The 13,255-nt window shown below is 66.9% G+C and carries 15 protein-coding genes; 11 read left to right on the top strand and 4 right to left on the bottom strand.

Going from position 1 to position 13,255, the window contains the following annotated elements; all coding sequences use genetic code 11:
* The coding region (locus ACEQXV_RS17640; protein ID WP_370270256.1) for a M24 family metallopeptidase at nt 1–204 on the top strand (204 nt) is incomplete at its 5' end.
* Nucleotides 204–941, top strand: a complete 738-nt coding sequence (locus tag ACEQXV_RS17635) for an Asp/Glu racemase (protein ID WP_370253222.1) — start codon at nt 204–206, stop codon at nt 939–941. The genes ACEQXV_RS17640 and ACEQXV_RS17635, both read left to right, overlap by 1 nt.
* Nucleotides 942–1,294: 353 nt before the next feature.
* On the opposite strand, the gene ACEQXV_RS17630 is transcribed toward ACEQXV_RS17635, so the two are convergent.
* Nucleotides 1,295–2,071: an enoyl-CoA hydratase gene (locus tag ACEQXV_RS17630; protein ID WP_370253224.1), complete on the bottom strand. Its 777-nt coding sequence runs from the start codon at nt 2,069–2,071 to the stop codon at nt 1,295–1,297.
* Between the two features lie 66 nt (nt 2,072–2,137).
* Nucleotides 2,138–3,001, bottom strand: a complete 864-nt coding sequence (gene mutM / locus ACEQXV_RS17625) for a bifunctional DNA-formamidopyrimidine glycosylase/DNA-(apurinic or apyrimidinic site) lyase (protein WP_370270255.1) — start codon at nt 2,999–3,001, stop codon at nt 2,138–2,140.
* Nucleotides 3,002–3,103: 102 nt separating this feature from the next.
* Here mutM and ubiE point away from each other — a divergent pair, with 102 nt between their 5' ends.
* From ubiE to ACEQXV_RS17600, 5 genes are all read left to right on the top strand, one after another.
* Nucleotides 3,104–3,856, top strand: coding sequence for a bifunctional demethylmenaquinone methyltransferase/2-methoxy-6-polyprenyl-1,4-benzoquinol methylase UbiE (ubiE, locus tag ACEQXV_RS17620; RefSeq protein WP_370253228.1), 753 nt, complete (start codon nt 3,104–3,106; stop codon nt 3,854–3,856).
* Nucleotide 3,857: 1 nt separating this feature from the next.
* On the top strand, nt 3,858–5,390 hold the full coding sequence (ubiB, locus tag ACEQXV_RS17615) for a 2-polyprenylphenol 6-hydroxylase (RefSeq protein WP_370270254.1): 1,533 nt from the start codon (nt 3,858–3,860) through the stop codon (nt 5,388–5,390).
* Between the two features lie 94 nt (nt 5,391–5,484).
* Complete coding sequence (locus tag ACEQXV_RS17610) at nt 5,485–6,738, top strand: glycerate kinase (protein ID WP_370270252.1); 1,254 nt, start codon at nt 5,485–5,487, stop codon at nt 6,736–6,738.
* A gap of 97 nt (nt 6,739–6,835) precedes the next feature.
* Nucleotides 6,836–8,242, top strand: a complete 1,407-nt coding sequence (locus ACEQXV_RS17605; protein ID WP_370270251.1) for a caspase domain-containing protein — start codon at nt 6,836–6,838, stop codon at nt 8,240–8,242.
* Between the two features lie 68 nt (nt 8,243–8,310).
* Nucleotides 8,311–9,654 (top strand): trypsin-like serine protease, encoded by a 1,344-nt coding sequence (locus ACEQXV_RS17600; RefSeq protein WP_370270250.1) that lies wholly within the window; start codon nt 8,311–8,313, stop codon nt 9,652–9,654.
* Nucleotides 9,655–9,693: 39 nt separating this feature from the next.
* Here the strand turns inward: ACEQXV_RS17600 and ACEQXV_RS17595 are convergent, their stop codons facing one another.
* Together ACEQXV_RS17595 and ACEQXV_RS17590 are read right to left on the bottom strand one after the other, a co-directional pair.
* The gene (locus ACEQXV_RS17595; protein WP_370250940.1) at nt 9,694–10,359 is read right to left on the bottom strand and encodes a flagellar hook capping FlgD N-terminal domain-containing protein; all 666 of its coding nucleotides are present in this window, start codon (nt 10,357–10,359) and stop codon (nt 9,694–9,696) included.
* Between the two features lie 11 nt (nt 10,360–10,370).
* Complete coding sequence (locus tag ACEQXV_RS17590; protein WP_370270248.1) at nt 10,371–10,727, bottom strand: flagellar hook-length control protein FliK; 357 nt, start codon at nt 10,725–10,727, stop codon at nt 10,371–10,373.
* Nucleotides 10,728–11,298: 571 nt separating this feature from the next.
* On the opposite strand from ACEQXV_RS17590, the gene ACEQXV_RS17585 reads away from it, so the two are divergent.
* From ACEQXV_RS17585 to ACEQXV_RS17570, 4 genes are all read left to right on the top strand, one after another.
* A complete protein-coding gene (locus ACEQXV_RS17585) occupies nt 11,299–11,424 on the top strand; it encodes a hypothetical protein (protein ID WP_370250938.1) in 126 nt (41 codons plus the stop codon).
* A 710-nt stretch (nt 11,425–12,134) separates the two neighbouring features.
* Complete coding sequence (locus tag ACEQXV_RS17580) at nt 12,135–12,284, top strand: hypothetical protein (RefSeq protein WP_370250937.1); 150 nt, start codon at nt 12,135–12,137, stop codon at nt 12,282–12,284.
* Between the two features lie 123 nt (nt 12,285–12,407).
* Complete coding sequence (locus ACEQXV_RS17575) at nt 12,408–12,692, top strand: rod-binding protein (RefSeq protein WP_370250936.1); 285 nt, start codon at nt 12,408–12,410, stop codon at nt 12,690–12,692.
* A complete protein-coding gene (locus ACEQXV_RS17570; protein WP_370270247.1) occupies nt 12,689–13,036 on the top strand; it encodes a hypothetical protein in 348 nt (115 codons plus the stop codon). Before ACEQXV_RS17575 ends, ACEQXV_RS17570 begins: the two co-directional genes overlap by 4 nt.
* Nucleotides 13,037–13,255: the final 219 nt, after the last annotated feature.

Genomic DNA, 13,255 nt, shown 5'->3' with positions numbered 1-13,255 from the left:
GGGCTGGGAATGCAGCTGACCGAATGGCCCTCGCTCATTCCCGATGATCACACGGTGCTGGAACCGGGAATGGTGCTGACATTGGAGCCGGGGGTGGACATTGCAGACGGGCAAATCCTTGTGCACGAAGAAAATATCGTCATCCGCGAGGGCGCGCCGGAGAAGCTGTCACCCTTCGCGGCGCCCGATCTGAGGATCCTGTGATGCAATTCGACTACGAGCTTGCCCCGCAACTGGGCGAACGCGCCACGATCGGGCTGATCGCGCTTCAGTCGGACGAGACCGTCGAACATGACATGCGCCGGATGCTGCCGCTGGAGGGCGTGGCGACCTATGTCAGCCGCGTGCCGAGCGGGGCGGAGGTCACGAATGACTCGCTGGCCGAGATGGAGGGAAACCTGACCGGCGCGGCACGGCTCTTCCCCTTGCCTGCGACATTCGACGTGGTGGGATATGGCTGCACGTCGGGCACGTCCGTCATCGGCGCGGAGGTGGTCGCGGGCATGGTTAAAAAGGGGTGTGAAACCAACGCTGTAACCGATCCGCTAACGGCACTTATCGCGGCCTGCGGGCGTCTGGGCGTGCGGCGGATCGCCGTGCTGTCGCCCTATGTGGCCGAGGTCAACACGGCGCTTATCGCGGCGATGGAGCGGGCGGGGCTGGAGGTGGGTCTGCTGGGCAGCTTCAATGAAGAGCGCGAGGAATTTGCCGCGCGCATCGCCCCGAAATCGATTGCTGCTGCGGCAGAAGCCCTTGCAAAAGAAGGGATATTCGACGCGCTCTTCCTGTCCTGCACCAATCTGCGCACCCTTGACGTGATCGACGGGATCGAGGCCGCGACGGGCCTGCCGGTGCTGTCGTCGAACCAGGTTCTGGGCTGGCACATGATGCAGCTGGCAGGGGTCGATCCGCTGGCGCGTTTCGGGCGACTGATGCGCTGAAAAGGGGGGTGCCACCCGTACACCCCCCGTACACCCCCCGTACACCGGGCGTGCAGACGAAAAGCCGTTTCGCCGCCTTCGGCGCCGACCCGGGAGCGGCCCTCCTCAACCCCCGCTTGCGCGGGGGCCTCGTCGGTCCGCGTTACCACGGATATGCGGCAAGGGGGGGCTGCCCGGTCGGGCGGCCGATCCGGCGGGGGCGTCGGGATGCCTCCGGCGGGAGTATTTGGGCCAAGAAGAAGGTCAGCGAGGCTGATGGTGCCTGCGCGGGATGCAGGTCGAGAGAGATCCCCGCTTTCGCGGGGAGGACAGCCGTGTCGCGCAGATGTCTGGGCCGGTGCGATTCCAGGCGATCAGCGGTCGCGGAACTGGGCTTCGCGCTTTTCGAGGAAGGCGGCCATGCCCTCTTTCTGGTCTTCGGTTGCGAACATCGAGTGGAAGAGCCGCCGCTCGAATTTCAGGCCCTCGCCAAGGGTGCTTTCATAGCTGCGGTTCACCGCCTCTTTTGCGGCCATCGCCGTGATCATCGACTTCTCGGCGATCTTGGCGGCGGCACCCATGGCTTCGTCCATCAGCTTCTTGGCGGGCACCACGCGGCTGACGAGGCCGGAACGCTCGGCTTCGTCCGCATCCATGAAGCGGCCGGTGAGATTCATGTCCATCGCCTTCGACTTGCCGACGAACCGTGTCAGGCGCTGGCTGCCGCCCATGCCGGCGATGACGCCGAGATTGATCTCGGGCTGGCCGAACTTGGCGGTGTCGGACGCGATGATGAAGTCGCAGGCCATCGCCAGTTCGCAGCCGCCGCCCAGGGCATAGCCGGACACGGCGGCGATGATCGGCTTGCGGATGCGGATCAGGCGATCGGAGGCATCGGCAAAGAGGTCCTCGGTGAAGACCTCGGTATAGCTTTTCTCCGACATCTCCTTGATGTCGGCACCGGCGGCGAAGGCTTTCTCCGACCCGGTGATGACCACGCAGCGGACCTTGTCGTTGACATCGGCGCTTTCCAGCGCGTCGCACAGTTCCGCCAGCAGCTTGGTGTTGAGCGCGTTGAGCGCGTCAGGCCGGTTCAGCTTGATAAGGCAGATATGGTCTTCGATCTCGACGATCAGGGTCTCGTAGGCCATGCGGTCCGTCCCGGTATTGTTGTCCCTCGGATGCGCAGGGTTATCAGCCCCGTCGCGCGGTTCAAGCTATCTTTGACAGGACGGGCAGTAGAAGCTCGACCGGCCCGACTGCACGATCCGGCGGATCGTTGCCGAGCAGCCGGGGGTCACGCAGGCCCCGCCTTCGCGCCCGTAGACCTTGAAACTGTGTTGAAAATAACCGAGTTCCCCGTCGGTCTGGCGATGGTCGCGCAGGGACGATCCGCCCGCCTCGATCGCGTCGGACAGCACCTCCCGGATGATCGGGACCAGCGCCTCGCAACGTGACGTCGCGATGCGCCCTGCCTGCCGTTTCGGCGAAATGCCCGCGCGAAACAGCACCTCGCACACATAGATATTGCCCAGTCCAGCGACGATTCGCTGATCGAGCAGCGCCGCCTTGATCGGCGTCCGGCGGTCCTTGAGCGCGGCGGCGAGCATCGGTCCGTCGAAGGCATTGCCCAGGGGCTCGGGACCCAGCACCGCCAGCAGCGGGTGCAGTTCGGCGCTGGCGGTGTCCATCAGGTCCATCGCGCCGAAGCGGCGGGCATCGTTGAAGGTGACGCGGGCGCCGCCATCCATGTCGAGCACGACGTGGTCATGCTTCTCGGGGGCGGGATGGCTGTGGTGGAACTGGCCCGGCATCTGGCGGCCCGACACGCCCGACACCAGCATGCGCCCGGACATGCCCAGGTGGACCAGCAGCGTTTCCCCGGTATCGAGATCGGCCAGGATATACTTGGACCGTCGGCGCAGGCGCAGCACCGTCGCGCCGGTCAGCCGGTCTGCCATGCGCGGCGGAAAGGGCCAGCGCAGGTCGGGGCGGCGCACATCGGCTTTCGCGATGCGCACGCCCTCCATCACGGGGGCCAGACCGCGACGGACTGTCTCGACTTCGGGCAGTTCGGGCATGGCAGGCCTTTCCTTGAGGGGCGTCGCATTGTAACGCGACGGGCAAGCCCTATAAGAAGGGGCAGTTTCTGGCGAGGGCAAGGCCCCCGGAAAGGATCGGACATGAGCGACGACAGCGGGCGCACCACGCATTTCGGTTTCCAGACGGTGGCCGAGGAGGACAAGGCCGGGAAGGTCCACGGGGTCTTTACCAATGTCGCCTCGAAATATGACGTGATGAACGACGTGATGTCCGTGGGCATCCACCGCGTCTGGAAGGACGCGATGATGGATTGGCTTGCCCCGCGCGACGGGCAGAGGCTGCTGGACGTGGCAGGCGGGACCGGGGACGTTTCCTTCCGATTCCTCAAGCGCGCGCCCGGGGCGCGGGCCACGGTTCTGGACATGACGGAATCGATGCTGGTCGAGGGGCAGAAGCGGGCCGAGGCCGAGAGCATGGCCGAGAAGCTCGACTGGATCGTCGGCGACGCCATGGCGCTGCCCTTCGAGGACAATGTCTTCGATGTCTACACGATCAGCTTTGGAATCCGGAACGTGACCCGCATCCCCGACGCCCTGTCGGAAGCCTACCGCGTGCTAAAGCCCGGCGGGCGGCTGATGGTGCTGGAATTCAGCCAGCTGCCCAATGACGGGTTGCAGAAGCTTTACGACCTCTATTCCTTCAACGTGATCCCGAAGATGGGCAAGCTGATCGCGAATGATGCCGACAGCTACCAGTATCTCGTGGAAAGCATCCGCAAGTTCCCCGACCAGGAGCTGTTTGCCAGCATGATCCGGGAGGCCGGGTTCGACATGGTGAAGTACCGCAACCTGTCGATGGGTATCGCGGCGCTGCATTCGGGTTGGAAGATCTGAGATGCGCGGACCCCACAACATCTGGCGGCTGATCCGCACCGGCGCCACCTTCGAGCGCACCGGCGCGATGCGCGAGGCGCTGGAGGCGATGGACGCGCCGCGCAGCGTGCGGATCGGGCTGCGTATCCTGGCCTGGCCGGTCAAATGGCTGGGGCTGAAGGGCGACACGAGCCTGCCGCCGCTGGTGCGCGCGCTGACCGCGCTTGGGCCGGCCTATATCAAGTTCGGGCAGATCCTGTCGACGCGCCCCGACGTGGTGGGGACGGACCTCGCGACCGAGCTGCGCGTGTTGCAGGACAAGCTGCCCGCCTTCCAGACCGAGGTGGCCAAGCAGGTCATCGCGCGAGAACTGGAGATGCCGGTCGAGGATCTGTTCACCGACTTCTCCGACGCGGTCGCCGCCGCCTCGATCGCGCAGGTGCATCGCGCGCGGCTGGCTGACACCGACCAGGAAGTTGCCGTCAAGGTGCTGCGCCCGGGCATCGAACGCGCCTTCCAGCGCGATATCGACGCCTTCTACCTGATGGCAAGCTGGATTGAGACACTGTCGCCCGCCTCTCGCCGCCTTCGTCCGCAGGAGGTGATCGAGCATTTCGAAGGCGTGGTGCTGCGCGAGCTGGACCTGCGCATCGAAAGCTCGGCGGCGGGCGAGTTTCGCGCCAATACCGAGGGCGACGAGGGCTTCACCGTTCCGCAGGTCAACTGGTTCCTGTGTTCGCGCCGGGTGATGATGCTGGACTGGGCCGAGGGCGTGGCCCTGGGCGATGTCGACAAGATCGACGCGGCGGGCCATGACCGGCACGTGCTGGCGGAACGCGTGTTGCAGATGTTCCTGCGCCACGCGCTGCGCGACGGGTTCTTTCACGCCGACATGCACCAGGGCAACCTGAAGGTCGGCCCCAATGGCGATATCGTGGCGCTCGATTTCGGGATCATGGGGCGACTGGATGAATACACACGCCGGGTCTATGCGGAGATCCTGATGGGCTTCATCCGCCGCGACTATCGCCGCGTGGCCGAGGTTCATTTCGAGGCAGGCTACGTGCCCGCCGACCGCGATATCGACGAATTCGCGCAGGCGCTGCGCAGCGTGGGCGAGCCCATTTTCGGCATGGAAGCCAGCCGTATCTCGATGGCGCGGCTTCTGTCCTACCTCTTCGAAGTGACCGAGCAGTTCGGGATGGAGACCCGCACCGAGCTGATCCTGCTGCAACGCACGATGGTTGTGGTCGAGGGCGTGGCGCGTTCGCTCGATGACAATATCAACATCTGGAGCACGGCCCGCCCGGTGGTAGAGCAGTATATCACCGAGAATATCGGCCCCAAGGCGATGGTGCGCGACCTGATCCGCACCGCGCAGGTGCTGTCGCGCTTCGGGCCGCGCCTGCCGCAGATGGCGCAGGATGCGCTGCTGGCGCAGGCCAATACGCTGCCTCCGCCGCGCCGCTCGCGCATGGGGGAACGGCTGGCCTATCTTGCTGGTGGCGTGGTGCTGGCTTTCGCCTCGGTCGCTGTCTGGGAATTCTGGTTCTGATCCCTGCGGTTTCGCAGGTTTCGGGTTTTGCGGATGGACAGCACCCCGGTGCTTTGGGATGGTCCGGGCGACCGATCCCTGCCGGTGACGCAAGATGACTGCCCAATCGCTCCGCTCTGAACTGACCGAGATTTTCATGGCTGGTGTCGCCGCCGCCGATCCCGTGGGCGCGGTGCGCCGTGCGCTGGAGGCCCGGCCGCTCGATCTGCCCAGAAGGGGCACGGTCTTCGTTCTGGCCATCGGCAAGGCTGCGCATGGCATGATGCAGGCCGCCCGCGCAGCCCTTCCCGACGGCACGCCCACCCGCTGCCTCGCCGTCACCAACTACGAGAACCACCGCGACGTGGCGGGCGTGGCCTGCTACGCGGCGGGGCACCCGGTGCCCGACGGGCGCGGCGTGATTGCCGGGCTGGCGGTTGAGAAGCTGCTGGGGGAGGCCGGCGCGGGCGACGTGGTGCTTGCGCTGATCTCCGGCGGCGGGTCTGCCCTGCTGCCGGGGCCCGTCGATGGGGTCACCCTGGCCGAGAAGGCCGAGGTGAACCGGCTCTTGCTGGCCTCGGGAGCCGATATCGAGGACACGAATATCGTCCGGCAGGCGCTGTCGCGGTTCAAGGGAGGCGGGCTTCTGCGCCTGGCCGCGCCTGCGCCCGTGCGCAGCCTGATCCTGTCGGACGTGGTAGGCGACGACCTGCGCGTCATCGCCAGCGGGCCGACCGTTGGCCCCATTGCCGACCATGCCACCGCGCGGGCAGTGGCCCGGCGGCTCGGTATCTGGGACCAGATGCCCGAGGCCGCCCGCGCAGCCCTGCTGCGCGTGGAGCCGGCAGCGACGCTGCCGGCCACCGATGCGGAGCTTGTGGGCTCGAACGCCATCAGCGTCGCCGCCATGGGCCGGGCGGCACGCCGCCCTGTGCGGATCGCTGGCGATCCGCTGATCGGCCCGGTCGACCGGGCCGCCGAGATCCTGCTGGACATGGCCGGGGAAACCCCGCCTGGGACCGCGCTGCTTCTGGGGGGGGAAACCACCGTCATCATCCGGGGCCCCGGGCGTGGGGGGCGCAACCAGGAACTGGCGCTGCGACTGGCGCTTAGGGCCGAGGCGCGGGGGATGGCGGGGGGCTGGCTCTTCCTGTCGGGTGGCACCGATGGACGCGACGGGCCGACCGAGGCTGCGGGCGCGCTCGTCGATGCGGGCAGCCTGTCCCGGATGCGCGCCGCCGGGGTTGATCCCGAAGCCTGCCTGGCTAACAGCGACAGCAATGCCGCCCTTGCAGCCTCGGGCGATCTGCTGACGACCGGCGCCACCGGAACCAATGTCGCCGATCTTCAGGTTTTCCTGAAAGTTTGAACCCCACCCCCGTCTCTTTCGACAAAAAAGAGTCGGCGGATCGGGGAATTCCGGTCATACTCGCCGCATTGGATTTTGGATTTTCGGGAGTATGGGCGTGCCGCTTTCGCGTCAGCTTTTGGCCGGTATCCTGCTGGGGATCGTCACCTCGGTGATGGCCCTTCCGGCGCTGGCCGAGCGTGTCGCACTGGTGATCGGAAATTCCGAATATGCCGCCAACCCCCTGACCAATCCCGTCAACGATGCCAGCGACATGGCTGCGCGCCTGACCGAGATCGGGTTTCGCCTGCATGGCGATGGCCCGCTGCTTGACCAGGATCTGCGCGCGATGCAGGTGGCGATCCGCGATTTCACCCGCAGCCTGAACCCCGGCGACCTGGCGGTGTTCTACTTCGCGGGGCACGGTGTGGAATACAAGGGCACCAACTACCTGATCCCCACCGATGACGAGGAAATCGCCTTCGCAGATGACGTGCCGGACTGGGCCTATCCCGCGCCGCGCCTGCTGGAACGGCTGGCCGCGACCGGGGCGACGGGGGTGATCATCCTCGACGCCTGCCGCAACAACCCGCTGCCCGAACGCGCGGGCAGTCGCGATGTGGGCACCGGGCTGTCAGCCATGGAAACGCCAACCGGGGCCTCGGCCTTCATCATGTATGCCGCGGCGCCCGGGCAGACCTCGTCAGATGGAGAGGGGCGCAACGGGCTCTTTACCGGCGCGCTTCTGGAAGCGCTGGAACGCCCCAACCGGCGGATCGACGACATCATGTACGAGGTGTCTTTTGCCGTGCGCAGCGCCACGCAGGGGCGCCAGGTGCCCTGGCTGGAATTTGCCTTCGCGGGCGAGATTCCCCCGCATTTCCAGACCGGCGACGGGCGCGCCGACAGCAACGAGGTGCCCGTTCAGGTCGAAGAGGCCACGCTGGCCAGCACCGGAAAGCCCGGGCGCGGCATCGTCGAAGACGGTCGCCCGCTCTATGGCCTGATCGGCGTCGCAGACGGGCTGCCGACGGACGGCCTGCGGCTGGAGATGCTGGCAGGCGGTTACGAGGATGCCGCGCAACTTGGCGGATCCTGCCACGGTTTCGTGGCCAGCAGCCCCGATTTCCAGCTGGACTGGGAAGACGGCATGGGGGACCTGAGCCTGACCTCGCTCAGCGATGAGGCCACCGTGCTGATCGTGCGCGATCCCGACGGCGACTGGCTTTGCGATGGCGGCGCGCCCGACCGGGCCCCGCAGGTAGCCCTGACACGCGGGCTGACCGGAAGCTACCGGATCTGGGTGGGCACCGAGGTGGAAACGTCGCGCGCGCCGGATGCGGAGCTGGTCGTCGCCGCCATCGACGAAGATGAGGGCGAGAGCGATGCCGCGTCCGGCATCGTGCAACTGCCCGCGCCCACCCCCGCGCCCGCAGAGGACGAGGCGGAAGAAGACGATGCGGCCAGTGCGCCCGTGCCCGCGAACCCCGCCGCCTCGATCGAGCGCGGGCTGGAACAGGATTGACGAGACCACGCCGCCCGATCGGCCATCGGGCGCGCGGATGACCGATTGAACGTGGAGGGAAGCATAGCATGACCCATTGGAAATCACTCGCTCTTGGCGCGGCCTTCGTGACCGCCGCCGCATTCGCAGCGCCGGGCGCGGCGCAGGCGCAGGACTTCTGCTCGGGCGACCGGGTAATGGGGGGCTGCCCGGTGTCCATCGGGGACTTTCCCTGGATGGTGTCGCTGAACCAGGCCAACGCCCGCAACCGCTTCGACGGCCATTTCTGCGGCGGGTCGGTGATTGCCGACAGGTGGGTGCTGACCGCCGCGCATTGCGTCGACTCGCTCAACCCCAACAACCCGGCCGGGCTGGAGATCTACGCCAGCAGTTCCAGCCTGCAAGGCGGCGGCACCGCCTTCGACGTGGACCGGGTCTATGTTCACGCGGGCTACCAGGGCGTGGGCCGCAACGACATTGCGCTGCTGGAAATCTCTCGCCCGATGGGGATCGAGCCGGTGCGGCTGTCGGATGCCTCGCTGGCCGGGCTGGTGGAGCAGATCGGGGGCCAGACCGTGATCATCGGCTGGGGCCTGACCCCGCCGCCGCATATCGCGCGGGGGCGCGGGCCGCTGACCCAGGCCGAGCGCGCCAGCACGCAGCCGCCCAACCTGTGGGACACCTCGCAGGTGCTGCTTGGCGCCGCTGTGCCCATCGTGGCCAACCAGTTGTGCAACCCCTCTGCCGATAACGGGGTGATCTGCGCGGGCTTCCAGGAAGCGATCGCAGATGCCTGCCGGGGCGACAGCGGCGGGCCGCTGATGGCGCGCGATGGCGAGGGATACGTGCAGGTGGGGCTGGTGTCCGGCGGCAACTACTGCCACCAGGACGGCGATCACTACGGCACCTATACCCGCGTGTCGGCCTTTGCCGACTGGATCGCGGCCACCATGGCGGGCGAAACCCCGCAGGTCGATCTGCGCCCCTCCGAGCCTGACTTCAACCTGCCGCCCACTTTCGGCATGGTGCAGCTGACCGCCGGGTTCCAGCCCGATCCCTACCGGCAGCACATCCTGGCCGGCGGCAACCTGGAGGCCTCCAGCGTCGGACAGGGATGCGCAGGATACGTCGCCGAAGCCCCGGATTTCCAGGTGGTCTACAATGGCAGCGGCGCGCCGCTTGGCTTCGAGGTGACCAGCCAGCAGGACACCACGCTGCTGATCAATGCCCCGGACGGGCGCTGGTATTGCGACGATGACGGGGCCGGGAACATGCAGCCCAGCCTTGTCTGGGGCACGCCGCTGCAAGGACGCTACGACATCTATATCGGCACCTATGCCCCACATTCCCAGGTGGGCTACCCCGAGGCACAGCTGATCATCTCGGGCAGCGGCGCGCGGGGCGGCGGCGGTGGTGGCGACGCCAACAAGTAAGCGCCTTCAGGCCTGGCCGTTTTCAGGGCGGCCAGGCCCCTATCCGGGGTCGCGGACACCCGACACGAGAGAGGCCCGGACCTGAACGCCTCCCGGCATCGACAGCCACAGTTCGCCATTCATCATCTGTGCTTCCTCCACCCGGGCGTAGCCCTGGGCGGGCTGCGTGTCGATCGGGGTGTCGTCCTCGAAATACTCGATATGAAACCCGTAGACCGCCTCGGGCAAGGGGGCCCCGTCGCTGGTGACGCCCGCCCATTGGAAGGGGGCATCGGCAGCAGGCATGTGAACCCGTTGGATCGTATTGCCATCGGCATCGGTCACGACGAGTTCCATCCTGTCCGCGAGCGCATTTTCCGGGGCGTAGAGCGTCACGGGCTGGCCCTGGAAAGCAAGCGGCATCTCGGCACGGGCCTCCATCCCGATCCAGCCCGCCATTTCCCCCATGTTGGACAGGCTCATCGCCTGTTGCAGGGCCCCCAGCATCTCGTTGGTGCGCACCTGCTGTTCCACGCCCGAGAAGGTCGCCAGCTGGGTCGCGAACTCCGTCGATTCCATCGGGTTGAGCGGATCCTGGTTCTGCATCTGGGTGGTCAGCATGGTCAGGAAGGTCTGGAAGTCGGAATTGATGAGGGTGCGGCTGCCGCCATTGGCGGCGGTCGATACGCCCTGGGCCGTGGTTTGCCCGGCTGAGGTCACGTCCATGTGGTCTCCTTTCAAAGCCGAATGTCGAGCGCCGACCGGGCGCGCTGGCCCAGTGGGGCTTGTGGTGTTTCGGGTGCGGGTGGCAAGGGGTCGGTCGGGCCATCCATACCCTGCATGGGCCGGGGCGCGGCGTGGCCCTCCTGCCGCCCCGAGAAGCTGAAGGCCGCCCCGTTCAACCCGTGCCTCGTCAACTCCTCGCCAAGCGCCGCGCCATGTCGGCGCAGAAGCTCCAGCGTGTCGGCCTGGTCGGCCTGTAGGTGCAGCACCATACCCTCGGGGCCCCGGCTGACCGCGAGCCGGATCTGTCCCAGTTCCGGCGGGTCGAGCACCAGTTCGAGCGGCGCATCCGGCGTGGGAAGCTCAGCCATCTGCGTGAGGCGGGCGGCGATCTGCTGGGACGGATGAAGCGCGGGGGGCGGCGTGGCAGGGGCAGGGGCAGACGCGACAGGGTCAGGGCCGCGAATGGGCGTGATGTCCGCCCCGGGTTCTGCCGCGTTCTGCCGGGGGAGCAGATCCGCCCCGTGCACAGGCGGAGCCGAACCGTCTTGACCCTGCGCCACGAGGAAGGGGGAACGGGGCCGCGTTGGCCCGTCATCGCGGGGGCCGCCCTGCGGTTCTTGGGGTTGGTGATGGGTGGCGCCCCGAAGGTCCGGTTGATCGACGACAGGGCTGGTGGCGGGGACCACCGGGACAGCACGTCTTTCCGCGCGCGCCAATGGCAGATCGGGCGTTCGTGGTGCGGATTCCTGGCGGTTCACGGGCGCGGGCAGCTGCTCCGCAGGAGCTGCAGATGATTTGGCTGGGCCATCATCGGCGGGCTGTCCCGCAGGGATTGGAGGCCGCGAGGGGCGTTCCTGACCGGCTGAGGCGATGGAAGGGGCAGGAAGGGACTGCCCGGGGCTCTCCCGCTCGATAGGTGGGTTTGTGCGGGATGGTTGGATGACTGCCGCTTTCGGCGGAGCGGCCGCTGGTCCCGGCGATACCATGTCATTCGGTGCTTCCGTGCCGCTGGTCATCGAGATCGCGTTGCCCTGCGAGGGTCGCGCCGACTTTGCCGGGGCCTGATCAATGCTGAGGCTCGTGGGCTTTCGCATCTCCGCAGGACCGGAGGCGATTGCTGGCGCTTGGGCAATCCCCCGCGTCTCCGGCCCGCTCCGGTCAGGGATTGCCGCTTCGGGACGAACGGGCGGCGGAAAGGACTGCCCCAAGGGGGAAGCGGCATGCGGCAAGTGCCGCGTGCCCTCGGGGCTTGGCCTGCCTTCAGGCACCGGGTTTGGACTGCTTCGCGGGACATCCGAAGCGGCAAGCTGCGTCGGAACAGGCAAAGAGGGGGCCGGTGATGCGGAGGCGTCGCCTGGGCGGCCCAGGGGAGAGACCCCGCCCTGGGTTTCGGGAAAGGGCGCGCCCGGTGCAGGATCGGGTGGCACATGAGGAAACCACCCGCCCCTCTCGACCCTTGGCTCACTCGCTTCGCGACCGCTTTCATCCGTGCCCACGATGATAGCCTGACCCGCTTCTGTGACGGGTTCGAAACCGGGAGGACCGGGCAGGATCTGGGTATCAAGAGCCCCCCCCTCGAATTCCATTTCCGGTTCGATTGAGGACTCACCCCCTCGGCTGAGAGTCGGGGCGGCTTCTACCGGCAAAGGCAGCGCGGGGTCGCGCGGCGTTGCGGAGGCATCCGGGATCACGGGTTCGACCTGCTCTGGCGGCAGATCCACGGGGGCAAACTGCGGCTCTGGAAGCTCTTCAAGTAACTGCGGCTGGATCGCCGGATGAGTGAGGGGCTTCGCCTGATCCGCGGGGGCATCACCCGTGTCGAGACCGGGAACAGCAACCATCACCTGCAGAAAGTCCATGCCACCAAGGCGCGGCGCGGGCGGCTCTTCGCCGCCGGGCGGGAGGGCGCCCTTCAGGCCATGTAAGGCGATGGCTGGTGTCATGTGGTGCGTCCAGACTTCTTCCGGTTTGGGCGCAGACTGCGGATCAGAGCTTACCAATTCTTTACCCACCCCCCGGATAATCGGCTCAATTGAGGAGAATCCCCGATGACAGATGCCATCTCGGCCAACCCCACGCCGACCCTGTCCCCGGACCGGGAACGCCAGTTGCGTCAATCCGCACAGGATCTGGAGGCCGCCTTCCTGGCTGAAATGCTTCGGCATACGGGCCTTGGCGCGTCGCGCGAAAGCTTTGGCGGCGGGCATGGAGAAGACCAGTTCGCCTCGTTCCTGCGCTCTGAACAGGCACGCGCCATGGCCGCAAGCGGTGGCATCGGACTGGCCGAATCCCTCTTTCGGGCCTTGGCCGCACGCGAAGGCGCCACGCCATGACCTGGCATCGGGGCACCCCAGCCCAGGAGGTGGAAGAAGCGCTCGCGCAGGTCGAGCGGGCCTTGGCAACGACAAGGTTTGAAGACCTCGAAGGGTCCGCAACGACGCTTGAAGCCGCGCATGACGCTTTGCTGTCGGCCCCTGCCGGCGGCATCACCGAGGACGCGCTTCGCCGGCTACGCGACCGAGCAGCGCGACTGGCCCCCCTATTGATGGCCGCGCGAAAAGGTCTCGAAGACGCACATCGGGCCCTGTCCCGTGGCCCCGGTTTTTCAAGCTACGATGCCAACGGTCGCAGCGGCCCGCTCGCCCTGTCTCGATCCCGTTTCGAGAGGCGCCGCTAGCCGCGCTCAATTTCCCTAAAATCGCGTTGAAATATCGCTTTGGCTTAGGGCGTTGTTAGCGGTTTGACCGCAAGGTCTGCCCACATCCACGAAGGATGAGGTGATGGGCCACCCGGCCTGCACAAGCGTCAGAAGGACGTTTCGGGCGGACCTGCGAAGGCAGGTCTGAAACGGGCGCGGAAGTGATGCGCCGATCAAGACTAGGAAGGGCACGACATG

Source organism: Nioella sp. (genome assembly GCF_964229645.1).
Lineage (GTDB): Bacteria > Pseudomonadota > Alphaproteobacteria > Rhodobacterales > Rhodobacteraceae > Nioella.
Note: the sequence above shows the minus strand (reverse complement) of the source record. Positions and strands in the feature narration are given on the sequence as shown.